The sequence below is a fragment of the Massilia sp. UMI-21 genome, assembly GCA_015277795.1.
In the GTDB taxonomy this organism is placed as follows: Bacteria; Pseudomonadota; Gammaproteobacteria; order Burkholderiales; family Burkholderiaceae_D; genus Telluria.
On record CP063848.1, the window covers coordinates 2,723,313 to 2,746,438 of the forward strand.

The following is a 23,126-nucleotide window of genomic DNA, read 5'->3' on the forward strand; positions in this document are numbered from 1 at the left end:
TCAAGGATGACAGTCGCTCAGATCGCTTCCGCTTCGATCTTGCGCGCCAGTTCCGGTTTGTCGGGGCGGATCGCGTCGAGCAGTTCCGACAGCGTGCTGCTGCAGCCGAATACCAGCACGTCTCCCGGGCGGCACAGCGACAGGCCGTGGCGGATCGCCTTGTGGGAGGCCGGCACCACGGTGAGCGAATCGTCGCCCAGCTTGCCCAGCCTGGCGCCGCGCACCAGCAACGATGCGGTCTCGCCGTCGGGGCGGCCGCGGTTCTCGGTCTCGTACACGACCAGGTCGTCGAATCCGGCCGCGCAGATCCGGCCGATGTCGATCAGGTCGGCGTCGCGGCGGTCGCCCGGCGCCGCCACCACGCCCACCAGGCGGCCGGCGGTCATGGCGCGCGCGCTTTCGGCCAGCGCGGCATAGGCGGCGCAGTTGTGGGCGTAGTCGACGATCACGGTCACGCCGTCCACGTCGAACACGTTCGAGCGCATCGGATTGTGCTTGGCGTCGGACACGAAGCTGCGCAGGCCGTCGGCGATCTCGGGGTTGCCGAAACCGTGCGCGCTGAGTGCCGCGGCAGCGGCCAGCGCGTTGGCGATGTTGTAGCGCGCCGCGCCGCCCAGCGAGACCGGCATCTCGCGCGCGTCCAGCAAGGCTTCGTGACGGGCGCCGTTGGCCACCACCAGGGTCTGGTCCTGCAGGTAGACCGCGCGGCCGCCGTTTTCGAGATGGCGCAGCAGCACGGTGTTTTCCGGATCGAGCGAGAAGTAGATCACTTCCACGCCCTCGCGCAGGCCCGTGCTCATCGCCACGCAATAGTCGTCTTCGGCGTTGAGCACGACCGCGCGCGAGGCGCGTGCCGCCACCACCGCCTTGACTTTCGCCAGGTCGTCGAGTGTCTCGACGCCGTCCAGGCCCAGGTGGTCGCTCGAAACGTTCAGCACCACCGACACGTCGACCCGGTCGTAGGCCAGGCCGCGCTTGAGAATGCCGCCGCGCGCCGTCTCCAGCACCGCGAAGTCGACCTCGGGGCTGGAAAGCACGCTGCGCGCGGAGCGGTAGCCGGTGCAGTCGCCGCGGGTAGCGAGCACGCCGTCGATGTACACTCCCTCGGTGGTGGTGACCCCGGTATGCAGGCCGGCCAGGCGGGTGGCGTGGGCGATCAGCAGGGAAGTGGTGGTCTTGCCGTTGGTGCCGGTGATGGCCACGGTCGGGATGCGCCCGTCGCAGTCGCCGAACAGGGCGTCGACGATGGCGGCGCCGGCGTCGACCGGGGTGCCGCGGCTCGGGTACTGATGCATGCGGATGCCGGGCGCGGCGTTGACTTCGATGATGCCGCCGCCCTGTTCGCGCAGGGGCTTCGAAATATCCTGGCAAACGATGTCGATGCCGGCGATGTCCAGGCCGATGGTGCGCGCGGCGCGGATGCAGATGTCGCGGGTTTCTTCCGGCAGCAGGTCGGTCACGTCCTCGGCGGTCCCGCCGGTGGACAGGTTGGCGTTGCCGCGCAGGTCGGCCATGACGCCGCCCGGCAGCACGGTGTCGAAGTCATGGCCCTGCCTGGCAAGGGTTTCCGCGGCCAGCGCATCCATCGGGATCTTGGTCAGGATGTTGGTATGGCCTTCGCCGCGCGCCGGATTGCGGTTTTCGATCTCGACCAGCTCGCGAATGGTCGACCGGCCGTCGCCGGTCACGCAGGGCGGGCGGCGCCAGGAGGCGGCCGCGACCTTGCGGCCGGTCACCAGGACCCGGTAGTCGCGGCCTTCCAGGTGTTCTTCCACGATGATCTTGCGGCCGTACTTGCGGGCGTGCGCGAAGGCGCGCGCGACTTCGTCGGGCGTCGCGCAGTTGGTGGTCACGCCCTTGCCCTGGTTGCCGTCCAGCGGCTTGACCGTGACCGGGCCGGACAGGCGGCGGGCAGCGCGCAGCGCGTCCTGCTCGGTGCTCACGGTGGACCCGCCGGGTACCGGGACGCCGGCCACCTCGAGCAGCGCCTTGGTCAGCTGCTTGTCGCTGGCGATGCCCACCGCGATCGAATTGGTGGCGCCGGTGATGGTCGCCTGCAGGCGCTTCTGGCGGCTGCCCCAGCCGAGCTGGAACAGGTTGGCGTCATCGGTCAGGCGCAGCGCCGGGATGCCGCGCCGCAGCGCGGCCTGGACCACGGCGTTGGTGCTGGTGCCGATGGCGTAGTCCGCGACGGTCTCGCGCAGGCCCTCCAGGGCGCCGGCCAGGTCGAAGGCACGCTCGTCGGCGGCTGCGTGGACCAGGTCGAGGGCTACGCGCAAGGCTGCCTCGGCCACCTGCTCGGTGGCATAGCCGCAGACCACGCGCCGGCTGCGTGGCGCGCCGGCGACCGCCAGGGTGACGCCGAAGTCGCCGGGAGCGCCGGCCAGGCGCTGCAGTTCCATCACGACCGGTTCGACCGCCTCGACCAGCAGGGCGTCGTCGGCCAGGCGCACGGCCGCGTCGGGCGTCAGTTCCGGCAGCAGGGCGAACAGGCGCGCCGCGAAACCTGGCGCCTTGGCGGCGCCGTCATCGATGAGCGCCATCAGGCAGGGGCTGGCAGCGTACAGATTGGGGCCGCGCAACAGGCGTTTTTCCTTGATTTTCATGAAATGGGGTTCCGTTTCGTTACATTTTCCAAAAAATCGAGCAGCGGGGGCGGCAGGCCCTGGCCGGGTTCGGCGTGCGCGCCGGGCAGCTGGTAGCTGCTGCCGCCCGGGAGCAGGTGCAGGCGCACGTCGATCAGTTCCGGCGTCATGTGGTCCTTGATGTCGGCCACGTTGGTGATCATGGCGCGGCCGTCGACGATGGTGACGGCGCCCTGGCCGAGCACTTCGATGCCGACGCCGATGTCGACCACCAGCGCGGTGTCCTCGTCGATGCCGATGCCTTGCAGGTAGGGGTTCTGTGCCACCACGGTCAACAGGCGCGACAACCGCTGGCGTTCCGAAAAGTGCTGGTCGATGACCACGCGGTGCAGGAAGCCGAGGCCGGCGCCCAGGCTCACCGAGCCCTTCTCGGGCAGGGTCTCGGCGCGGCCCTGGGCCAGCATGTGGCCCGACATGGCCGAGGCGCCGGCGCTGGTGCCGCCGATGGTTGCGCCGCGCACTTTCAGCGCGACGTGCATGGCGGCGTCGAGCGCGCTGCCGCCGATCAGGGCCAGCAGGCGCTTCTGGTCGCCGCCGGTCATGAAGATGCCGGTGGCGGCGTCGACCTGGCGCACGAATTCCGCGCTGTTGGCGTCCTGGCGGCTGCGGATCAGGAGGTGGCTGCGGCGTTCCACGCCGAGCGTGCCGAAGGCCTGGTCGTACACCTCCCACATCTGGTCCGCGACCTGGCTGGCGGCCGTGATCACCACGATGTGGGCATCCTTGCCGCCCGCCAGTTCGACGAAGCGGGTCAGGATTTCCATGTCGTGCTTGCGGTCCTCGCTGCCGCCGATGATGACGAGGTGGCCGTTGCGTAGTTGTTCGCTCATCGCTGGGTCATTTTCGTGTAGGGCATGCCCTGGTTGGAACAGGCGGCGGATTCGTGCCGGGTGACGCCGATCAGGCCCACGCCCACGCCCTCGTCGAACAGACCGATGCCGCGCCGCAGCGCGTCCTCGAGCGCCATGCCTTGCTCGATCCAGCCGTACACGGTGCGCGCCAGCAGGTGACGCACGATGTGCTCGCCGATGCCGCTGGCGGCGATCGCGCCCAGCGCGCCGGCGTAGAAGCCGCTGCCGATGATCGGGCTGTCGCCCACGCGTCCCAGCAGGGACGGCGCCGAGCCGCCGGTGGAGCAGGCCACCGCGAAGTGGCCGTCGGCGCCGCGCACCACTGCGCCGACGGTGTCGCAGGCGCTCGACTTGGGCAGCCGCAGGGGAGTCTTGTAGTTCCAGAAGCGATCGAACAGGCGGTTGTCGATGCCCGGCATGACCGGCACCGAACCCGCCAGTTCCCCCATCAGGGTGCGGTGTTCGGCGCGCTGGCGCTCCGACACCGGCGCGGCGCCGGGCATCCCGATCGAACGGGCGAAGCGCTGCGCGCCTTCGCCGGCCAGCATCACATGCGGGGTATCGGCGACCGCGCGCGCCAGCTTGACCGGGCTCCTGACGTCGCGTACGCAGGCCACCGCGCCGAGGCGCCCGCGGGTGTCCATGATCGAAGCATCCATCTCGATGGTTTCGCCGTCCAGTCCGAGCGTGGCGCCGGCGCCGGCGTTGAAGCGGCCGTCGTCCTCGAGCGTGGTGACCGCGATGATGGCGGCGTCGAGGGCGTCGCCGTTGGCTTCCAGCTGCGCCAGCGCGCGCCGGGCTGCCAGCACGCAGCCGTCCTCGTTGGCCGTCGGCGCGCCGACGCCGCCGTGCACCACGACGGCGCCGGCTTGGGGGGTAATGCTCATGTAATCGGTAATCCTGTTTATTGTTATAGGCAGCGTTGTACGTTGCAATCCGGCTGCATTCGTTGTCACGCAATTAACTGCAGCATTATCCACATTGGCGGCGCGCGCCACATCGGTACAATTGCCGTGCTTGTGTAAGAACTTGCTTACAGGGGATGCCGGGCGGCGGGATAGAGGAGGGAGGCGCCGCGCAGGGCGGCGCGCAGGGCACGCACCAGTTCGAGACGCGCGCAGGGTGTCAGATAGCGCCCGATCTCGACCCGCTCGCCGCGCGCCTCGATCAGGACCAGGGTGCGCATGCCGGCGTCCGCGAGGCTGACCCGGGCATGGCCTGGATCGAGCCGGAACTGGGTGCGGCGCGCGCCGTCCGCGCGCTCGACCAGCAGGCAGCCGTCGCCGAGCCGGATTCGTTCGTGGTCGAGCGCGTGCCGGCTGTAGTGGAGCAGGGCGGCGCCCACCGCCGAGGTTTCGACGAGGGCAAAGGCGAGCACCATCCAGGCGCCGCGCAGGGTGAACACCAGCGCGATGGCGAGCGTGGCCGTGCTCAGCAGCGCATAGACGAGCAGTGCCTGGCGTGGCGTCAGCGAGCAGTTACGCTTCATCAGCCAGTCGAACGGCGGGGTGTCCGTGGTCGCCATCGTATCCCGAGGTGCTGTCAATACCAATGTGTAGCAGTTTGCCACACGTCGGAAAAAGGCATCGCCCGCATGTTTCATGCCGTCCGTAATCTGTTACCATACCGCCCCCTCCCATTGATAAGCTCCCTATGGCGAACGCATGCGGCCTTGATTTCGGCACGTCCAATTCCACCGTCGGCTGGTTGCCCGGCACCGCCGCGCAGGCCGGCGCCAAGGCCTTGCTCTCCCTCGAAGACGGCAAGGCGACCCTGCCTTCGGTCGTGTTCTTCAACGCCGACGACGAGCAGGTCACGTATGGCCGCGCCGCGCTGGCCGAATACCTGGAAGGCTACGAGGGGCGCCTGATGCGCTCCCTGAAAAGCCTGCTCGGCACCAGCCTGATCGACGGCCAGACCGAGGTGGGCGGGCGGGCGCTGCCGTTCAAGGCCCTGCTGGGCCAGTTCATCGGCGAGGTCAAGCGCCGCGCCGAAGGCCAGGCGGGCCGCGAGTTCGGCAGCGCCGTGTTCGGCCGTCCGGTGTTCTTCATCGACGACGACCCGCAGGCCGACCGCCGCGCCCAGGACACGCTGGAAGAAGTCGCGCGATCGGTCGGATTCCGCGAGATCTCGTTCCAGTACGAGCCGATCGCCGCCGCCTTCGATTACGAGTCGCGGATCGCGCGCGAGGAGCTGGTCCTGATCGCCGACATCGGCGGCGGCACCTCCGACTTCTCGCTGGTGCGCCTCGGCCCCGAGCGCGCGGGCCGCACCGAACGGCGCGACGACATCCTGGCCAACGGCGGCGTGCACATCGGCGGCACCGACTTCGACAAGTACCTGAGCCTGGCGAGCGTGATGCCGCTGCTCGGCTACGGCAGCACGCTGCTGTCGGGCGCGGCGATCCCGTCGAGCTACTACTTCAACCTGGCCACCTGGCATACCATCAACCAGGCTTACAGCCGCAAGAACATCGCCCAGCTGGCCGACCTGGTGCGCGATGCGGCCGAGCCGGGCAAGCTGCTGCGCCTGCAGAACCTGATCGACGAGCGCGCCGGGCACTGGCTGGCGATCCAGGTCGAAGCGGCCAAGATCGGCTTGTCCGGCAGCCCGACGGTGAACATGGAGCTCGACCGCCTGGCACCGCCGGAATCGCTGGTGGTCACGCGCGAAGGCTTCGAGGCCGCGATCGCGCAACTGGTCGATCAGGTCGGCGCCACCGTGCTGCGCCTGTTTTCGGACGCCGGCGTGGCGCCGGATGCGGTGGACACGGTGTTCTTCACCGGCGGCTCGAGCGGCGTGTCGCTGCTGCGCGAGCGCATCGGGGCGCTGGTGCCGCGCGCGCAAAAGGTCGAGGGCGACCTGTTCGGCAGCATCGGCGCCGGCCTGGCGCTCGACGCGCTGCGCAAGTTCGGTTAACCTCGGCGCATGACGCCAGCAAGGACAAGACATGAGTGTGTTTGAACGCCCGATCGTGATGCTCGACTTCGAGACCACCGGCCTGTCGCCCGAGATGGGCGACCGCATCACCGAGGTGGCGGCGCTGCGCATCGTCGGCGGCGAGATCCGCGAGCGCTACGTCTCGCTGGTGAACTGCGGCGTGCGTGTTCCGTCCTTCATCACCGGGCTGACCGGCATCACCCAGGAGATGGTCGATACCGCGCCGCCGAGCCAGACGGTGGTGGCCGAGCTGCTCGACTTCATCGGCGGCGACATGCTGTCGGCCCATAACGCCAGCTTCGACGAGAAGTTCCTGAAGGCCGAGGGCTGGCGCATCGGGCGCCCGACCGGGCATTGTGGACTGGTGTGCTCGCTGAAGCTGTCGCGGCGCCTGTTCCCGGGCCTGCCCAGCTACAAGCTCGGCAACCTGTCGAGCCGCCTCGGCATCGCGTTTCGCGGCGCCGCCCACCGGGCCGAGGCCGATGCCGAAGTCGCCGCCCACGTGCTGCTGCACGCGGCGCGCCACCTCGGCAGCACCCATGGCCTGCCGCAGGTCGCGCCGGACCTGCTGGTGTCGGTCAACAAGCTGGCCGCGGCCAAGGTCCCGGTGTTCCTGGACAAGTATGCGAGCCTGGAACGCGAACGCAGGGCCGCCGCCTGAACCGCCGGCGGCCCGTGCGGCGCGCAAAAAGGCTGACACAGCTGTTACTTAAGCATTAGAATGCGGGCATCATGATCCGCCGTGCCGCGTTCTGCATGCTGACCCGCGTGCTCCTGTCGCTCGTTCTGCTGCTGTCGCAGCAGATGGCGATGGCGCACGCGCTCAGCCACTGGACCAGCCAGCTCGGCGGCCCGGTCTTCCAGACCGCGCCGAACGACGCGGAGCTGTCCAGCGCCTTCGCGCAAGACCGCGGCTGCGCCCAGTGCCTGGGCCTCGCGCAACTGGCCAGCCCCCTTCCCACTACCCCGCGCCAGTGGGTGCCGCCCGCGCTGGCGGACGTGCCGGCCCTGGATGCCGGCGCGCAGGCGTCGCACATCCGGCAGGCGCGCGCCTTCGACTCGCGCGCTCCCCCCGTCCTCGGATAGACCCGGCCCGATCGAGACCGTCGCGCAGCCTGGCTGCCGGCGCGGCTCGTCCATCCCCATCCGAACAGGACCTATCCGCATGTTGAAGAAGACCGTATTGACGGCGGCGCTGGCTGCCGCCTGTGCCGGCCCCCACGCCGCCACTTCCACCCCTTCCACCCCTGCCGCCGATCCTGCGGCCAACGACAGGGAACTGGCCGCCATCCGCGCCCAGATCCAGGAAATGAAGGCCAGCTACGAAGCCCGCCTGGCGTCCCTCGAGCAGCGCCTGCAGGAAGCGCAGGCCGCCGTGGCGCAGGCCCAGAACGCCGCCGCCGCGGTGCAGACGGCCGACACCGCCCCGCCGGCGGCCGCTGCGGCGCCGGCCGCCCCGGCCGTCGCGGCGACCGGCGCGAATGCCTTCAACCCGGCGATCTCGCTGGTGCTCGGCGGCACCCTGTCGAACCTGTCGAAGGACCCGGGCGACTACCGTTTCCAGGGCTTCGTGCCGCCCGAGGGCGAAGTCGGCCCCGGCGCGCGCAGCTTCAACCTGGGCGAATCCGAGATGACCATCTCGTCCAACATCGACCCGAACTTCGCCGGCCAGGCCACCTTCGCCATCACCGGCGAGAACGAGATCGAGGTCGAGGAAGCCTACATTCGCACCCGCGCGCTCGGCAATGGACTGAACGTCAAGGCGGGCCGCTTCATGTCGGGCATCGGTTACCTCAACAGCCAGCACGCGCATACCTGGGATTTCGTGGATGCGCCGTTCGCCTACCAGGCCTTTTTCGGCGGCCAGTACAAGCCGGACGGTATCCAGGGCCGTTGGCTGGCGCCGCTCGACACCTTCCTCGAATTCGGCCTGGAGGCGGCCAGCGGCCGCAACTTCCCGGGCAACGACCGCAACAAGAATGGCGTGGGCGCCTCGACCGTGTTCGCGCACGCGGGCGGCGACATCGGCGTGTCCTCGAGCTGGCGCGCCGGGCTGTCCTATCTGCGCACCCGGGCCAGCGAGCGCGGGCTCGCGGCGCCGGGCGATGACGATGCCATCCCGGCCGCCTTCAGCGGCCGCTCGCAGGTGGTGATCGCGGACGCGGTCTGGAAATGGGCGCCGGACGGCAATGCCACCCAGCGCAACTTCAAGCTGCAGGGCGAGTGGATGCAGCGCCGCGAGCGTGGAAGCCTGGCCGTCATGGACGAGCAGGGCGGCTACCGCAGTCGCCAGTCGGGCTGGTACCTGCAGGGGGTCTACCAGTTCGCCCCGAACTGGCGCACCGGCCTGCGCTACGACCGCCTCTCCAGCGGCACCCCCCGCATCGACCTGGTCGACGGGGGCATCCCGGGCGCGGCGGGCCTGGCTTCGCTGGCCGCCTACGATCCGCGCCGCACCAGCCTGATGGTCGACTACAGCCCATCGGAGTTCTCGCGCCTGCGGCTGCAGATCGCGCGCGACAAGTCGCGCCCCGAGGCCAGCGACCAGCAGCTCTACCTGCAATACATCATGAGTATCGGCGCCCACGCCGCCCACAACTTCTGAGGAGCCAGCCATGACCCGCATCCATCGACCCCTCCTTGCCGGCATCCTCGCTGCTGCCGGCCTCCTGTGCGCCACCGGCGCCCAGGCCGCCATCAACGTGCTGGCCTGCGAACCCGAATGGCAGGCGCTCGTGCAGGAACTGGGCGGCGACAAGGTCAAGGCCTCCAGCGCCACCACCGCGCTGCAGGATCCGCACCACGTCGAAGCGCGCCCCGGCCTGATCGCCCGCACCCGCAACGCCGACCTGCTGGTGTGCACCGGCCTCGACCTGGAAGCCGGCTGGCTGCCGCTGCTGGTCCAGCAGTCGGGCAACGACAAGATCGAGCGCGGCCGTCCCGGCCATTTCGAGGCAGGCAGCATGGTGCCGCGCCTGGACGTGCCGAGCCGGCTCGACCGCGCCGAGGGCGACGTGCACGCCTATGGCAATCCGCACGTGCACCTGAACCCGCATAACATCGCCCTGGTCAGTACCGCGCTGGCCAAGCGCCTGGGCGAGATCGACCCCGCCAATGCCGCCTTCTACCAGGCGCGCCAGGCCGACTTCTCGGCGCGCTGGAACGCGGCGATGCGCAAGTGGGAGCTGGCCGGGGCGCCGCTGCGCGGCGCCGGCGTGGTCGAGCACCACAAGAACATGAGCTACCTGCTGAACTGGCTGGGCATGCGCTCGGTGGGCACGCTGGAATCCAAGCCCGGCGTCGAGCCGAGCGCGGCCCACCTGGGCGGCCTGCTGCAGCAGTTGCAGGGTAAACCGGCGAAGATGGTGCTGCGCGCGGCCTACCAGGACCCGCGCGCCTCGAACTGGCTGTCCGGACGGGCCGGCATCCCGGCGGTCGTGGTGCCGTACACCGTCGGCGCCGACGCCGAGTCGGGCAACCTGTTCGCGCTGTTCGACGCCACCATCGCGCGCCTGACGGCAGCCAACGGCGGAACGGCGAAATAAGCATGGCAGGCTTCGACTTCATGATCGTGGTGCCGGCCTTCCTTGCCGGCCTGCTGGTGCTCGCCACCCACATCCCGCTCGGCGCCCAGGTGCTGCGGCGCGGCATCGTCTTCATCGATCTGGCGATCGCGCAGATCGCCGCGCTGGGCGTGATCGTGGCCGGCGCCGCCGGGCTCGACCCGGCCGGCTGGACCGTGCAGCTGGCGGCCGGCGCGGCGGCCGTGCTCGGCGCCTTGCTGCTGACCTGGACCGAGAAACGCTGGCCCGATGTCCAGGAAGCGCAGATCGGCGTGCTGTTCGTGCTGGCCGCGACTGCCGGCCTGCTGCTGGTGGCGCACAACCCGCATGGCGGCGAGCACATGCAGGACCTGCTGGCCGGGCAAATCCTGTGGGTGAACTATGGCCAGCTGGCCATGCCGGCCCTGGGCGCGGTGCTGATCCTGGTGTTGCTGGCGCTGTACAGCGAGCGCCTGGGCCGGCTCGGCTTCTACCTGCTGTTTGCGCTGGCCGTGACCGCGTCGGTGCAGCTGGTCGGCGTCTACCTTGTGTTCGCCAGCCTGATCGTCCCCAGCCTGGCGGTGCGCCACTACCCGGAGCGGCGCAAGCTGCCCTGCGCCTACCTGGTCGGGATCGGCGGCTACGGCCTCGGCCTGGTAATGTCGGTGCTGCTCGACCTGCCGTCGGGCGCGCTGATCGTCTGGTGCCTGGCCGTGCTCGCCATGCTCGTGTACGCCGCCGGTCCGCGCGCGGCGATACGCCCCAATACCACGTCTTTGTAGGCGCGGGGCGTCCCCACGATTGTGCGGACGCAAACCACAAGCGGGTCGCTCTCCTTAAAATTTTAACAACGGCGGGCGATCCTGCGCCCGCCTTGTCGAATGCTGCCGTGGGCCGCGAGGGGGTAGGAATGAATCGCCAGAATGCTGCCCGTGATGGGGTCGAAGTCTTCCAGTGGTTCCTGCCCGCCGCCGAACGCGGCGATCCCTACGCACAGTTCAACCTCGGGCTGCTCTACAAACACGGCGAGGCCGTCGAGCGCGACGAGGTGCGCGCCTTCAAATGGATGCAGCGGGCGGCCCGCAAGGGCCTGGCCGCCGCCCAGAACCATCTCGGCGCCATGTACTGCAACGGCCGCGGCGCGCCGCGCAGCGACGAACTGGCGGCGCGCTGGTTCGGCCGCGCCGCCACCCAGGGCGATCCGGCCGCCCAGCAGAACCTGGGCCAGCTCTACCGCAAGGGGCGTGGCGTGCCGCAGTCGCACGAGGCCGCCTTCGGCTGGTTCTACCGGGCCGCCGAACAGGGGCTGGCCAGCGCCCAGAACCTGCTCGGCGAATGCTACCTGCTGGGCGTGGGCGCGCCGGTCAGCCATCCGCTGGCCATGGCCTGGTTCCGCAAGGCCGCGCGCCAGGGCCACGGCCCCGCCCAGCTCAATCTCGCCCTCATGTACCGCCGCGGCGACGGTGTCGAGGCCGACGACGCGCAGGCGCTCTGCTGGTTCCGCGAGGCCGCGGCGCAGGGCATCGCGGCCGCGCAGCGCTTTCTCGGCCTGGCCTATGCCAACGGGCAGGGCGTGCCGGCGGACCCGGCGCGCGCCGTCGCCTGGCTGCAGCGCGCCGCCGTGCAGGACGACACCGAGGCCCAGTATGCGCTGGGCACGCTGCTGGCAGCCGGTCATGGCTCCGGCGACGACGAGCGCGCCCTCGAGTGGTTCCTGCGCGCCGCGGCGCGCGGACATGTCCAGGCACAGTACTGCGCCGGCGTCATGTACACCACCGGGCGCGGGGTCGGGTCCGGCAGCGGCCCCGACCCCGCGCGCGCGCTCGAATGCTACCTGCGCGCCGCCGAGGGGGGCGCGGCCAACGCCCAGTTCAGCCTGGGCGTCATGTATGCCAAGGGCGACGGCGTCCCGCGCGACGAGGCCCGCGCCGCCGAATGGTACCGGCGCGCGGCCCAGCAGGGCGACGCCAGCGCCCAGAACAACCTCGGCGTCCTGTACGCCAACGGCCAGGGTGTGCCCCCCGACGACATGCTCGCCACCTACTGGTACCGGCAGGCGGCCGAGCAGGGCCATGCATTGGCCCAGTACAACCTGGGCGGCATGGTGAGCAGCGGCCGCGGCGTCGAGCGCGATCCGCTGCGCGCCTACATGTGGATGGTCTTGGCCGCCAGTGGCGGCCAAGACGGCCGCCCTGGCACGGAAGAAGAGCGCCGCGCGCGCAGTGGCGTCGCCAGGCGCCTGGGGGCAAGCGGCGGACCCTGGGCGCGGGCGCTGGCCGTCCGGGTACGGGCCCGGCGCCAGCGGCAGGCCCAGGGGCGGGGCGCGGCACGCCAGGATTCGGCATCCTAGGCTGCGAACCCGTCGTTCTCCATGCCGGCGCAGCGGGGCCGGCCGGGGCGCAAATGCAGGCCGGCCGTCCCGCGTCACCTCTCCGTATTGACGGGGCCGCGCTGCATTTGCCAGCCCGGCAATTCGCGCTATGATGGCCGCCGGCGCACACCGCGCCCATGACGCATCCATCATTACAACGAACGAGAACGACATGACCCTGAGACACGCAACGCTCGTCGCCCTGCTGGCCGCAGCCTTCGGCGCCAACACGGCGCTGGCACAAAGCTGCCCGGCTAACGGACCTTCGCTCACCTACCCGGTATCGAAGAAGGTCGACCAGACCGACAACTACCACGGCACCACGGTGGCCGACCCCTATCGCTGGCTCGAGGACGCGAACAGCGCCGCGACCAAGGAATGGGTGACCGCCCAGAACCAGGTGACCCAGGCCTACCTGGCCCAGATCCCGCAGCGCGCCGCGATCCGCGAGCGCCTGACGCAGTTGTGGAACTACGAGCGTTACAGCGTGCCGGGCAAGGAAGGCGGGCGTTACTTCTACACCCGCAACGACGGCCTGCAGAACCAGTCGGTGCTGTACACCCTGAAAGACCTGGGCGGCCAGCCGCGTGTGCTGCTCGACCCGAACACCATGTCCGTTGATGGCACCGTGGCCCTGGCCGGCATGGAAGTCAGCCCGGACGGCAAGCTGCTGGCCTACAGCACCGCCGCCTCGGGCTCGGACTGGAACGAGATCCGCGTGCGCGACATCGAGACCGGCAAGGACCTCCCGGACCACATCAAGTGGGTCAAGTTCTCGAGCACCGCCTGGACCAAGGACGGCAAGGGCTTCTTCTACAGCCGCTACGACGAGCCGAAGGAAGCGACCAAGCTGGCCGACGTGAACTACTTCCAGAAGCTGTACTACCACCGCATCGGCACCCCGCAAAGCGCCGACACCCTGGTGTACGACCGTCCGGACCAGAAGGAATGGGGCTTCGGCGCCAGCACCACCGACGATGGCCGCTACCTGATCATCACCACCACGAAAGGCACCGCGCCGAAGTACCGCATTTCGTACAAGGACCTGTCCAGGCCCGATGCCAAGGTGGTCGACCTGATCGACAACTTCGACGCGGGTTACGAGTTCATCGACAACATCGGCAGCGTGTTCTACTTCAGCACCGACCGCAAGGCCCCGAAGAAGCGCATCGTCGCGATCGACGTGGACAAGCCGCTTGAAGCCAACTGGAAGGAGATCGTCGCCGAAAGCGGCGACACCCTGGCCGGCGCCGACATCATCAACGACCAGCTCGTGCTCGAGTACCTGAAGGACGCCAGGAGCGTCGTGCGCGTGCACGACCTGAAGGGCAAACCCGTGCGCGAAGTGAAACTGCCCGGCATCGGCACCGTGGGCGGCCTGTCGGGCAAGCGCAATGAAGCCGAAACCTTCTACTCCTTCACCGGCTTCACCACCCCGACCACCATCTACCGCCTGAACCTGGAGACCGGCCAGAGCACCGTGTTCCGCCAGCCGAAGGTGGACTTCGACCCGGCAAACTACGAAACCCGCCAGCAGTTCTTCACCAGCAAGGACGGCACCAGGGTCCCGATGTTCATCGTGTCGAAGAAAGGCTTGACCCTGGACGGCCAGAACCCGACCTACCTGTACGGCTACGGCGGCTTCAACATCGCGCTGACCCCGAGCTTCTCGCCGGCCAACCTGGCCTGGATGGAGATGGGCGGCGTCTACGTGGTGGCCAACCTGCGCGGCGGCGGCGAATACGGCGAAGCCTGGCACCAGGCCGGCACCAAGCTGCGGAAGCAGAACGTGTTCGACGACTTCATCGGCGCTGCCGAATGGCTGGTGGCGAACAAGGTGAGCTCGCCGCGCAAGCTGGCGATCGGCGGCGGCTCCAACGGCGGCCTGCTGGTGGGCGCGGCCATGACCCAGCGTCCGGAGCTGTTCGCCGCGGCGCTGCCCGCCGTGGGCGTCATGGACATGCTACGCTTCCACAAGTTCACAATCGGCTGGGCCTGGACCTCGGACTACGGTTCGTCGGAGAATCCGGACGAGTTCAAGGCCCTGGTCAAGTATTCGCCGCTGCACAACCTGAAGGCCGGCACCTGCTATCCGGCCACCATGGTGAGCACGGCCGACCACGACGACCGTGTGGTCCCGGCACACAGCTTCAAGTTCGCGGCGGCGGCCCAGGCGGCGCAGGCCGGCGCCGCCCCGATCCTGATCCGCATCGACACCAAGGCGGGCCACGGCGCGGGCAAGCCGACCACCAAGCTGATCGAGGAAGTGGCGGATCGCTGGGGCTTCCTGGCGCGCGAGCTGGAGATGGATCAGCCGGCGAAGGCCGCCAGGCCCTGAGGCGCGCCGGCCAGCCGCTCGAGCAGTTGCCCGAGCGGCACCGGCCGGTGGAACAGGTAGCCTTGCATGCAGGGCTGGCCGTGTTCCGCCAGAAAGCGCGCCTGTTCCGGTTGTTCGATACCTTCGGCGACCACCCGCAAGCCAAGGTGGTTCGCCATCGCCAGGATCGACTGCACGATCGCGGTGCCGTTGGCGTCGTTCGGGGTGTCGCGCATGAAGCTCTTGTCGATCTTTAACTCATACAGGGGCATCTTCTTCAGATAGGCGAGATTCGAGTAGCCGGTGCCGAAGTCGTCGATCGAGAAGCGGATGCCGAGCGCCGCGAGTTCGCGCATGCGGTCGATGGTCTGGCCGACGTCCGTGATCAGCAGGCCTTCGGTCACTTCGAAAATGAACTGCTGCGGCGGCGCGCCGGTCTCGTGCAGCACGGCGCGCACATCCTCCACGAAGTCGGGCTGGTTGAACTGCAGCGGGCTGACGTTCACGGACAGCGGCAGCGCATGGCCTGCCGCATCCAGGACACGCCAGGCGCGGCAGGCCTCGCGCAGCACCCAGCGCCCCAGCGGGACGATCAGGCCGCTGGATTCGGCGACCGGAATGAACACGTCGGGCGCAACGAAGCTGCCGTCCGCGCGCTGCCAGCGCAGCAGCACCTCCGCTCCCGACGGCATTGCACGGTGGTCCACCTGCAACTGCAGGTGGACCGCCAGCGCGCCATTTTCCAGCGCCAGCGCCAGGTCGCGTTCGAGCGCCAGTTTGCGCTGGGCGACGGCCAGCATCGACGTCTCGAACAGCGCCACGCCGTTGCGGCCATCGGCCTTGGCACGGTACATGGCGGTGTCGGCTTCGCGCAGCAGGTCCGGCGCGGTCTGGCCGGCACGCAGGGGCAGCGCGATGCCGATGCTCGACGATACATAATAGGTCTGCCCATCGATCTCGACCGCCCTGGTCAGCGTCTCGCGCAGGTCGTGCGCCAGCGCCAGCGCGTGGCGCGTGGCCGCCGGCGCATCCGTGCCGAGGCCGGCCAGCAGCACGACGAATTCGTCACCGCCGAGCCGCGCCACGGTATCGTGCGCGCGCGCGACGCGCGCCAGGCGCGTGCCGACCAGTTCCAGCAGGGCGTCGCCGGTGGCGTGGCCGCGCGCATCGTTGACCTTCTTGAAGTCGTCGAGGTCGATGTACAACACTGCGCCGAGCCCGCGTCCGGCGTGCGCCGTATCGACCATGCTCGCCAGCCGCTCCATCAGCAGGCGACGGTTCGGCAGGCCGGTCAGCACGTCGTAGTAGGCCAGCCGGTGAATCGCGTCGGCGGCGTTGCGGCGCTCGGTGATGTCGCGCCCGACCACGACCCAGTGACTGGCGCGCTCGCCCTTGCGCGAGAACGGCACCATGTCGAGCTCGATCCAGAACGGCGATTCGTCCTTGGCATAGACGACCAGTTCCGCGGTGCACGGCTGGACCTGCGCCATGGCCGCATCGATCTTCTCGATCGCCGCCTGCTCGCTGTCCGGGCCCAGCAGCGTGCGCAGGCCGCGCCCGACAATCTCGCTGCGCGCGTAGCCGGTGCGCCGCAAAAAGGCATCGTTGGCGAAGGTGATCGGCTGGGTCGGTGCGTCGCCGCCCACCGCGCGCGCGATGACCACGAGGTCGTTCAGGCGCGACACGGCCGCCGAGGTCAGTTCGAGTTCGCTGTTGAGTTCCCGCAGACTGGCTTCGCTGAGCGCGAGGGAAGCGGCGGTTCCGCGCGCATCCGTGAGCGAGCGCGACAGGCCCTTGACCAGGGTGCTGCAGGTCAGCACCAGCATCGTCCCGAGGCCGGCCATGTTCATGGTCGCCACCAGCGCGCCCTTGAACGGCTGTTGCTCGAGTCCGGGCACGGCGAGGCTGACCTGGCCGGTTCCGGCCAGCGCAAGCAGGGTGGCGACACCGAGAGCGAGCGCCAGCATGGCGGGACGCGTATTCAGCATGACCGCCGCGATGACCGGCGGCCCCAGCAGGTAGCTGAGGCTGGCCGCGCCGACCGAGAGCATCAGGATGATCGAGAGCGCGTAGACTACGCCCAGGAAATTCAGCACCCGGGTCGTGTAGGCGATGTGATCGAGGCGCCAGATGACGAAGATCCATACCAGTGCGACGATATCGGCCACCACGACTGGCCACATGCCCTGGTCGATCAGGTAAGGAAGCAGGGGGATGGTGGCCAGCACCCCGACCACCAGGACGACTGCCAGCAGGGATGAAAAAATGCGCTGGCGCCACCCGGCGAGATCGTTGACAGTGTTCATGAGGTGGATGCGGTGGGCAGCACCAGAACGGTCAGTGCCACTGAAACTTTCAATTGGGAATGATAAGTTTCCCAAGGAGAATTGTCACAGGCTTTGTGTGGCTTGTTGTTTTTACCTGACAGATGGGCGGCGCCGGTGACGCTCAGCGGTGTACCACCACCATCAGGGCTCTGGCCTCCACCTTGCCGGCATTGCGGATCGCGTGCGCCACGTCGGCCGGATAGCGCGCCGTGGCGCCATGCTTGACGCGGCGCCGCTCGCTGCCGACTTCGAGCTCGATCGCGCCGCTGATGACCGTCAGGTGCTCGCTCGTGCCCGGATCATGGGCCTGCGATTTCAGTTCCCCTCCGGGCGCCAGCGTCAGTTCGTACCACTCGTACTTGCCGGCCAGGTCCATCGGCCCCAGGATGCGCAGCGAGTAGCCGGCGTGGGCGCCGGGCAGGGTCGGGGTCTCGTGTGCGTCCAGCACGCGGATCAGCTCCACCGCCCGGACTTCGGACGACAGCAGTTCGCCGATCTCGACGCCCAGCGCATTCGCCAGGCGCCAGGTGATGGCGATGGTCGGATTGGCCTTCTCGCGCTCGATCTGGGATAGCATCGACTTGGACACCCCCGCGATACGCGACAGATCTTCCAGCGTCAGGCCGCGCGCCAGACGCAGGCGCTGTAGCGTGGCGCCAACTTCGGGCGGGGCATTATTTGTTAGAGTTTTGGTCATTGCTTAAGTAAGGCCCTGCGGCTTGCCAAGTTCATTAGCTGGGGGTAAGATTCAATATATTGAATTTTCGTTCGACATAGCGAACACGGTTTCATGAATCGAACGAGTCCAACGATACGACATTCGCCAACCGCCGGTCAAGCCACGATGCTTGGACCAGACCACCAGGGAGTAGGGACACATGAGCGACCAAGCATTCTATAGCGGCCTCCATTCGAAACTCGAGACGCTGCGCAGCGAAGGACTGTTCAAGCCCGAGCGCGTGCTCACGTCGCGCCAGGGCGCGATCGTCACCGCGCAGGACGGCCGCACGCTCATCAATATGTGCGCCAACAACTACCTGGGCCTGTCCGGCGACGAGCAGACGTCAACGGCCGCGGCCGCGGCGCTGGAAAAATACGGCTACGGCCTGTCGTCGGTGCGTTTCATCTGCGGCACCCAGACCGTGCACAAGCAACTGGAGCAGAAGCTCTCCAGCTTCCTCGGCACCGAGGACACGATCCTGTACGCCGCGGCTTTCGATGCCAACGGCGGCGTGTTCGAGCCGCTGTTCGACGAGAACGACGCGATCATCTCCGACGCCCTGAACCACGCCTCGATCATCGACGGCGTACGCCTGTGCAAGGCCGCGCGCTACCGCTACGCCAACAACGACATGGCCGACCTGGAAAAGCAGCTGATCGCCGCACGTGACGCCGGCAAGCGCCACAAGATCATCGTCACCGACGGCGTGTTCTCGATGGACGGCACCATCGCCCAGCTCGACAAGATCGTCGCGCTGGCCGAGCAATACGGCGCCCTGACCATGATCGACGAGTCGCACGCCTCGGGCTTCATGGGCAAGACCGGGCGCGGCACCCACGAGCACTGCGGCGTGATGGGCAAGATCGACATCATCACCGGCACCCTGGGCAAGGCCCTGGGCGGCGCCATGGGCGGCTTCACCTCGGGCCGCCGCGAAGTCATCGAGACCCTGCGCCAGAAGTCGCGTCCCTACCTGTTCTCGAACACCCTGGCGCCGATGATCGCCGGCGCCAGCCTGGCGGTGCTGGACCGCATCTCGGCCTCGACCGAGCTGCGCGACCGCCTGATGGAGAACACCGCCTACTTCCGCCAGGAGATCGAGCGGATCGGCTTCACCATCAAGCCGGGCACCCACCCGGTGGTGCCGGTGATGCTGTTCGAGGCGCCGGTCGCCCAGAAATTCGCTGCCCGCATGTTCGAACTGGGCGTACTGCTGTCGGGCTTCTTCTATCCGGTGGTGCCGATGGGCCAGGCACGCGTCCGTGTCCAGCTGTCGGCCGCCCACACCCGCGAACAGCTCGACACCGTGCTGCGCGCCTTCGAGCAGGCCGGCCGCGAGCTGGGCATCCTGAAGAACACCTAATCGAATCGAATAACAAGAAAGATCGGAACACACATGGAACGCATCCTCATCATCGGCGCCAACGGCCAGATCGGCAGCGAGCTGGTCACCGCCCTGGCGGCGCAGCACGGCCAGGACAATGTGCTGGCCTCGGACATCGGCGCCAACAACGTCTACGGCGCCGCGCGCTACACCCAGCTCGACGTGCTGGACAAGGATCGCCTCGCGCAACTGATCGATGCCGAGGGCATCACCCAGGTCTACCAGCTGGCCGCCCTGTTGTCGGCCACCGGCGAAAAGGCGCCGCTCAAGGCCTGGACCCTGAACATGGATGGCCTGCTGAACATCCTCGAGGTGGCGCGCGAGCGTCTCGAGGCCGGCAAGCCGCTGAAGGTGTTCTGGCCCTCGTCGATCGCCGCCTTCGGTCCGAACACCCCGGCCGAGAACACGGCGCAGTACACGGTCATGGATCCGACCACCATCTACGGCATCAGCAAGCTGGCCGGCGAGCGCCTGTGCGAGTACTACCACAGCAAGTATGGCGTGGATGTGCGCTCGATCCGCTACCCGGGCATCATCAGCTTCAAGTCGCCTCCGGGCGGCGGCACCACCGACTACGCGATCGCCATCTTCCACTCGGCGCTCAAGGGCGAGACCTACGAATGCTTCCTGGGCCCGGAAACCACGCTGCCGATGATCTACATGCCGGACGCGATCCGCGCCACCATCGAACTGATGGACGCGCCCGCCGATAAGGTCGCGATCCGTTCCTCGTACAACGTGGCCGGCGTGTCCTTCAACCCGCGCGAACTGGCCGCCGCCATCCAGAAGGCGGTGCCGGAATTCGAGATCGCCTACAAGCCGGACAGCCGCCAGCAGATCGCCGACTCGTGGCCGAAGAGCCTGGACGACAGCCGCGCCAGCGCGGACTGGGGCTGGCAGGCGCGCGTCAAGCTGGACGAGATGGTCGACAGCATGCTGAAGAATATCGACGTGGGCGTGGCAGCCTGAGTTCGCCCCGCCGTACCCATCAACACACAATAAAAAACCAGAATAGTCGAGACAACGATGGACATGAGCGTTTTTGATCTGTTCAAGATCGGTATCGGGCCGTCGAGCTCCCACACCGTGGGACCGATGGTGGCGGCGCGCCGCTTTCTGCTGGAGTGCGGCGCGCTGGACGAAGCGGTCGGTGTCGAGGCGCACCTGTACGGTTCGCTGGCCCTGACCGGCGTCGGCCACGCGACCGACAAGGCGGTGATCCTGGGCCTGATGGGCGAAACCCCACAGGACGTCGATCCGGATACCGTCGAGGACAGGCTGGCCGAAGCCGAGATGGACGGCAGCCTGAAGCTGCTGGGCACGCAGGAAGTGCCCTTCCAGTACCGCAGCGGCCTGGTGTGGCACAAGCAGTCGACCCTGCCGGAGCATCCGAACGGCATGAAGTTCGTGCTGCAGCTGCGCGATGGCAGCATCATCGAGCGCATCTATTACTCGGTGGGCGGCGGCTTCATCACCGCGGCCGGCGAGAGCCAGCAGCGCGCGCTCGAGGCGCCCTCGGTGCAGGTGCCTTACCCGTTCAGCACCATGAGCGAATTGCTGGCGCAGGGCCGCGAGCACGGCCTCTCGATTCCCCACATGCTGCGCGCGAACGAGCTGGCGCGCATGAGCGAGGCGGAGCTGGACGCGGGCCTGGACCGCATCTGGCAGGTCATGCGCGACTGTATCGCCCACGGCTTGGCCACCGACGGCCAGCTGCCGGGCGGCCTGAACGTCAAGCGCCGCGCCGCCAAGCTGTGGAAGCAGGCGCACTGCGTCGAAGGCAAGCGCGTCAACGAGCTGCCGCATGATGCGACGCACCATGTGACCTTGTATGCGATGGCCGTGAACGAAGAAAACGCCGCCGGCGGGCGCGTGGTGACGGCGCCGACCAATGGCGCGGCGGGAATCATCCCGGCGGTGCTGCGCTACTACGCGGAGGATTGCCGCCCGAGCGACCCGGCAAAAGGCATTCGCGACTTCCTCCTGAGCTCGGCCGCGATCGGCATGCTGTGCAAGAAGAACGCCTCGATCTCGGGCGCCGAGGTCGGCTGCCAGGGCGAGGTCGGGGTGGCCTGCGCGATGGCGGCGGCCGGGCTGGTGGCGGCACTGGGCGGCTCCAACGAGCGCATCGAGAACGCGGCGGAGATCGGCATCGAGCACCATCTCGGCATGACCTGCGACCCGATCGGCGGCCTGGTGCAGATCCCCTGCATCGAGCGCAATGGCATGGGCGCGATCAAGGCGATCACCGCGGCCTCGCTGGCGATCAAGGGCGACGGCACCCACTTCGTCAGCCTCGACAACGTGATCGAGACCATGCGCCAGACCGGGGCCGACATGCAGGTGAAGTACAAGGAGACCTCGCTGGGCGGACTGGCTGTCCACGTGGTCACCGTCAACCACGCCGCCTGCTGAGTGGACCCGGCCGGGAGCCATGCGCTTCCCGGCCCCTCGTTTTTTTACACCACAGCATACAATCCGCTTCGGGAGCTATAATAAAAGTTCAACTTTGGCCCCAACCGGATCTCTACCCGTATGCATTACGTCTCCACCCGCGCGACGAGCGCGTCCGCAGCACGCAATCCCCAGCGTTTTTCCGACATCCTGCTGGCGGGCCTGGCCCCGGACGGCGGCCTGTATCTGCCGGAACAATACCCGCAGGTCAGCGGCGCCGAACTCGACGCCTGGCGCACGCTCTCCTATGCCGATCTGGCCTATGAAATCCTGCGCAAGTTTGCCACCGACATCCCGGACGAGGACCTGCGCGCCCTGTGCGCGAAGACCTACACGCTTGACGTCTACCGCAACGCCCGCGCGGGCGAAGCGGCGGCCGACATCACCCCGCTGCGCGTCCTCGAAGAGAACGAAGGAGGCAAGCTGATCCTGCAGGCCCTGTCGAACGGTCCGACCCTGGCCTTCAAGGACATGGCCATGCAGTTGCTCGGCAACCTGTTCGAGTACGCGCTGGCGAAGAACGACGACGCCCTGAACATCTTCGGCGCCACCTCGGGCGATACCGGCAGCGCCGCCGAATACGCGATGCGCGGCAAGCGCGGCGTGCGCGTGTTCATGCTGTCGCCGCACAAGAAGATGAGCGCCTTCCAGACCGCGCAGATGTTCAGCCTGCAGGACCCGAACATCTTCAACATCGCCGTCGAAGGCGTATTCGACGACTGCCAGGACCTGGTCAAGGCGGTCTCGAACGACCTGGCGTTCAAGGCCCGCCACAAGATCGGCACCGTCAACTCGATCAACTGGGCGCGCGTCGTGGCCCAGGTGGTGTACTACTTCCGCGGCTACCTGGCGGCCACGACGGACAACACCCAGAAAGTCTCGTTCACCGTCCCGTCGGGGAACTTCGGCAACATCTGCGCCGGCCACATCGCCCGCATGATGGGCCTGCCGATCGACCAGCTGGTGGCGGCCACCAACGAGAACGACGTGCTCGACGAATTCTTCCGCACCGGCGTGTACCGGGTGCGCAAGCCTGTTGAAACCTACCACACCAGCAGCCCCTCGATGGACATCTCGAAGGCCTCGAACTTCGAGCGCTTCGTGTACGAGCTGGTGGGCCGCGACGCCGAGCGCACCCGTCTGCTCTTCCGCAAGGTCGATACCCATGGCGGTTTCGACCTGTCGGGCGCGCCCGGCAGCGATGGCGACGAGTGGAAACTGGTGGGCCAGTACGGCTTCGCGTCGGGCAAGTCGACCCACCAGGATCGGCTGGCGACCATCCGCGACGTGTTCGACGACTACGGCATCACCATCGACACCCACACCGCCGACGGCGTCAAGGTCGCACGCGAACACATGCGGCCGGGTGTGCCGATGATCGTGCTGGAAACCGCGCTGGCCGCCAAGTTCAACGAGACCATCCTGGAAGCGCTGGGCACGGACGCCGAGCGTCCGGCCGGCTTCGAGGACATCGAGTCGCTGCCGCAGCGCTTCGTCGTCATGCGCCCCGACGTGGACGCCATGAAGGCCTATATCGCGGAGCACACCGGACTATGAAGGGTCACGCGATGAAG

At 68.2% G+C, this 23,126-nt stretch carries 18 protein-coding genes; 12 read left to right on the forward strand and 6 right to left on the reverse strand.

From position 1 onward, the window contains the following. Positions 1 to 17: 17 nt before the first annotated feature. The 4 genes from cphA to IM543_12175 all read right to left on the reverse strand — a co-directional run bounded on the left by cphA (position 18) and on the right by IM543_12175 (position 4,985). Positions 18 to 2,606 carry a cyanophycin synthetase gene (gene cphA, locus IM543_12160; protein QOY92393.1) on the reverse strand — a complete coding sequence of 863 codons (2,589 nt, stop codon included), beginning with the start codon at positions 2,604 to 2,606 and terminating at the stop codon, positions 18 to 20. Further along, positions 2,603 to 3,475, reverse strand: coding sequence for a cyanophycinase (locus IM543_12165; protein ID QOY92394.1), 873 nt, complete (start codon positions 3,473 to 3,475; stop codon positions 2,603 to 2,605). Before IM543_12165 ends, cphA begins: the two co-directional genes overlap by 4 nt. Continuing rightward, a complete protein-coding gene (locus IM543_12170; protein QOY92395.1) occupies positions 3,472 to 4,383 on the reverse strand; it encodes an isoaspartyl peptidase/L-asparaginase in 912 nt (303 codons plus the stop codon). The genes IM543_12165 and IM543_12170 overlap by 4 nt, the downstream gene beginning before the upstream one ends. Before the next feature lie 146 nt (positions 4,384 to 4,529). Beyond that, positions 4,530 to 4,985 (reverse strand): DUF2244 domain-containing protein, encoded by a 456-nt coding sequence (locus tag IM543_12175; GenBank protein ID QOY92396.1) that lies wholly within the window; start codon positions 4,983 to 4,985, stop codon positions 4,530 to 4,532. A 164-nt stretch (positions 4,986 to 5,149) separates the two neighbouring features. Between IM543_12175 and IM543_12180 the strand changes: the two genes are divergently transcribed. The 8 genes from IM543_12180 (at position 5,150) to IM543_12215 (ending at position 14,687) form a co-directional block, all read left to right on the forward strand. Beyond that, a complete protein-coding gene (locus IM543_12180) occupies positions 5,150 to 6,415 on the forward strand; it encodes an Hsp70 family protein (protein ID QOY92397.1) in 1,266 nt (421 codons plus the stop codon). 31 nt (positions 6,416 to 6,446) lie between these two features. Continuing rightward, a complete protein-coding gene (locus tag IM543_12185; GenBank protein ID QOY92398.1) occupies positions 6,447 to 7,097 on the forward strand; it encodes a 3'-5' exonuclease in 651 nt (216 codons plus the stop codon). A gap of 71 nt (positions 7,098 to 7,168) precedes the next feature. Further along, positions 7,169 to 7,522 (forward strand): hypothetical protein, encoded by a 354-nt coding sequence (locus tag IM543_12190; protein QOY92399.1) that lies wholly within the window; start codon positions 7,169 to 7,171, stop codon positions 7,520 to 7,522. 79 nt (positions 7,523 to 7,601) lie between these two features. Then, on the forward strand, positions 7,602 to 9,041 hold the full coding sequence (locus tag IM543_12195; GenBank protein QOY92400.1) for a hypothetical protein: 1,440 nt from the start codon (positions 7,602 to 7,604) through the stop codon (positions 9,039 to 9,041). 10 nt (positions 9,042 to 9,051) lie between these two features. Further along, the gene (locus tag IM543_12200) at positions 9,052 to 9,981 is read left to right on the forward strand and encodes a zinc ABC transporter substrate-binding protein (protein QOY92401.1); all 930 of its coding nucleotides are present in this window, start codon (positions 9,052 to 9,054) and stop codon (positions 9,979 to 9,981) included. Between the two features lie 2 nt (positions 9,982 to 9,983). Further along, positions 9,984 to 10,760, forward strand: coding sequence for a metal ABC transporter permease (locus IM543_12205; protein QOY92402.1), 777 nt, complete (start codon positions 9,984 to 9,986; stop codon positions 10,758 to 10,760). Positions 10,761 to 10,888: 128 nt separating this feature from the next. Next, positions 10,889 to 12,328, forward strand: coding sequence for an SEL1-like repeat protein (locus IM543_12210; protein QOY92403.1), 1,440 nt, complete (start codon positions 10,889 to 10,891; stop codon positions 12,326 to 12,328). Positions 12,329 to 12,521: 193 nt separating this feature from the next. Further along, positions 12,522 to 14,687, forward strand: a complete 2,166-nt coding sequence (locus tag IM543_12215) for a S9 family peptidase (protein ID QOY92404.1) — start codon at positions 12,522 to 12,524, stop codon at positions 14,685 to 14,687. On the opposite strand, the gene IM543_12220 is transcribed toward IM543_12215, so the two are convergent. Both IM543_12220 and IM543_12225 read right to left on the reverse strand, forming a co-directional pair. After that, a complete protein-coding gene (locus IM543_12220) occupies positions 14,660 to 16,972 on the reverse strand; it encodes an EAL domain-containing protein (protein ID QOY92405.1) in 2,313 nt (770 codons plus the stop codon). The two genes, IM543_12215 and IM543_12220, sit on opposite strands and share 28 nt — an antisense overlap. 142 nt (positions 16,973 to 17,114) lie before the next feature. Next, positions 17,115 to 17,690 carry a helix-turn-helix transcriptional regulator gene (locus IM543_12225; GenBank protein QOY92406.1) on the reverse strand — a complete coding sequence of 192 codons (576 nt, stop codon included), beginning with the start codon at positions 17,688 to 17,690 and terminating at the stop codon, positions 17,115 to 17,117. Between the two features lie 181 nt (positions 17,691 to 17,871). Here IM543_12225 and IM543_12230 point away from each other — a divergent pair, with 181 nt between their 5' ends. The 4 genes from IM543_12230 (at position 17,872) to IM543_12245 (ending at position 23,109) form a co-directional block, all read left to right on the forward strand. Beyond that, positions 17,872 to 19,077, forward strand: a complete 1,206-nt coding sequence (locus IM543_12230) for a glycine C-acetyltransferase (GenBank protein ID QOY92407.1) — start codon at positions 17,872 to 17,874, stop codon at positions 19,075 to 19,077. A gap of 33 nt (positions 19,078 to 19,110) precedes the next feature. Beyond that, positions 19,111 to 20,067, forward strand: a complete 957-nt coding sequence (locus IM543_12235; GenBank protein QOY92408.1) for an NAD-dependent epimerase/dehydratase family protein — start codon at positions 19,111 to 19,113, stop codon at positions 20,065 to 20,067. 57 nt (positions 20,068 to 20,124) lie between these two features. Then, positions 20,125 to 21,513: an L-serine ammonia-lyase gene (locus tag IM543_12240; protein QOY92409.1), complete on the forward strand. Its 1,389-nt coding sequence runs from the start codon at positions 20,125 to 20,127 to the stop codon at positions 21,511 to 21,513. 120 nt (positions 21,514 to 21,633) lie between these two features. Beyond that, a complete protein-coding gene (locus tag IM543_12245; GenBank protein ID QOY92410.1) occupies positions 21,634 to 23,109 on the forward strand; it encodes a threonine synthase in 1,476 nt (491 codons plus the stop codon). The last annotated feature ends 17 nt before the right edge of the window (positions 23,110 to 23,126 follow it).

Coding starts and splice junctions, on each gene's coding strand:
- IM543_12195 (QOY92400.1), top strand. CDS start 7,602: ATGTTGAAGAAGACCGTATTGACGGCGGCGCTGGCTGCCGCCTGTGCC.
- cphA (QOY92393.1), bottom strand. CDS start 2,606: ATGAAAATCAAGGAAAAACGCCTGTTGCGCGGCCCCAATCTGTACGCT.
- IM543_12185 (QOY92398.1), top strand. CDS start 6,447: ATGAGTGTGTTTGAACGCCCGATCGTGATGCTCGACTTCGAGACCACC.
- IM543_12205 (QOY92402.1), top strand. CDS start 9,984: ATGGCAGGCTTCGACTTCATGATCGTGGTGCCGGCCTTCCTTGCCGGC.
- IM543_12240 (QOY92409.1), top strand. CDS start 20,125: ATGGACATGAGCGTTTTTGATCTGTTCAAGATCGGTATCGGGCCGTCG.
- IM543_12245 (QOY92410.1), top strand. CDS start 21,634: ATGCATTACGTCTCCACCCGCGCGACGAGCGCGTCCGCAGCACGCAAT.
- IM543_12225 (QOY92406.1), bottom strand. CDS start 17,690: ATGACCAAAACTCTAACAAATAATGCCCCGCCCGAAGTTGGCGCCACG.
- IM543_12210 (QOY92403.1), top strand. CDS start 10,889: ATGAATCGCCAGAATGCTGCCCGTGATGGGGTCGAAGTCTTCCAGTGG.
- IM543_12215 (QOY92404.1), top strand. CDS start 12,522: ATGACCCTGAGACACGCAACGCTCGTCGCCCTGCTGGCCGCAGCCTTC.
- IM543_12235 (QOY92408.1), top strand. CDS start 19,111: ATGGAACGCATCCTCATCATCGGCGCCAACGGCCAGATCGGCAGCGAG.
- IM543_12165 (QOY92394.1), bottom strand. CDS start 3,475: ATGAGCGAACAACTACGCAACGGCCACCTCGTCATCATCGGCGGCAGC.
- IM543_12175 (QOY92396.1), bottom strand. CDS start 4,985: ATGAAGCGTAACTGCTCGCTGACGCCACGCCAGGCACTGCTCGTCTAT.
- IM543_12220 (QOY92405.1), bottom strand. CDS start 16,972: ATGAACACTGTCAACGATCTCGCCGGGTGGCGCCAGCGCATTTTTTCA.
- IM543_12170 (QOY92395.1), bottom strand. CDS start 4,383: ATGAGCATTACCCCCCAAGCCGGCGCCGTCGTGGTGCACGGCGGCGTC.
- IM543_12180 (QOY92397.1), top strand. CDS start 5,150: ATGGCGAACGCATGCGGCCTTGATTTCGGCACGTCCAATTCCACCGTC.
- IM543_12230 (QOY92407.1), top strand. CDS start 17,872: ATGAGCGACCAAGCATTCTATAGCGGCCTCCATTCGAAACTCGAGACG.
- IM543_12200 (QOY92401.1), top strand. CDS start 9,052: ATGACCCGCATCCATCGACCCCTCCTTGCCGGCATCCTCGCTGCTGCC.
- IM543_12190 (QOY92399.1), top strand. CDS start 7,169: ATGATCCGCCGTGCCGCGTTCTGCATGCTGACCCGCGTGCTCCTGTCG.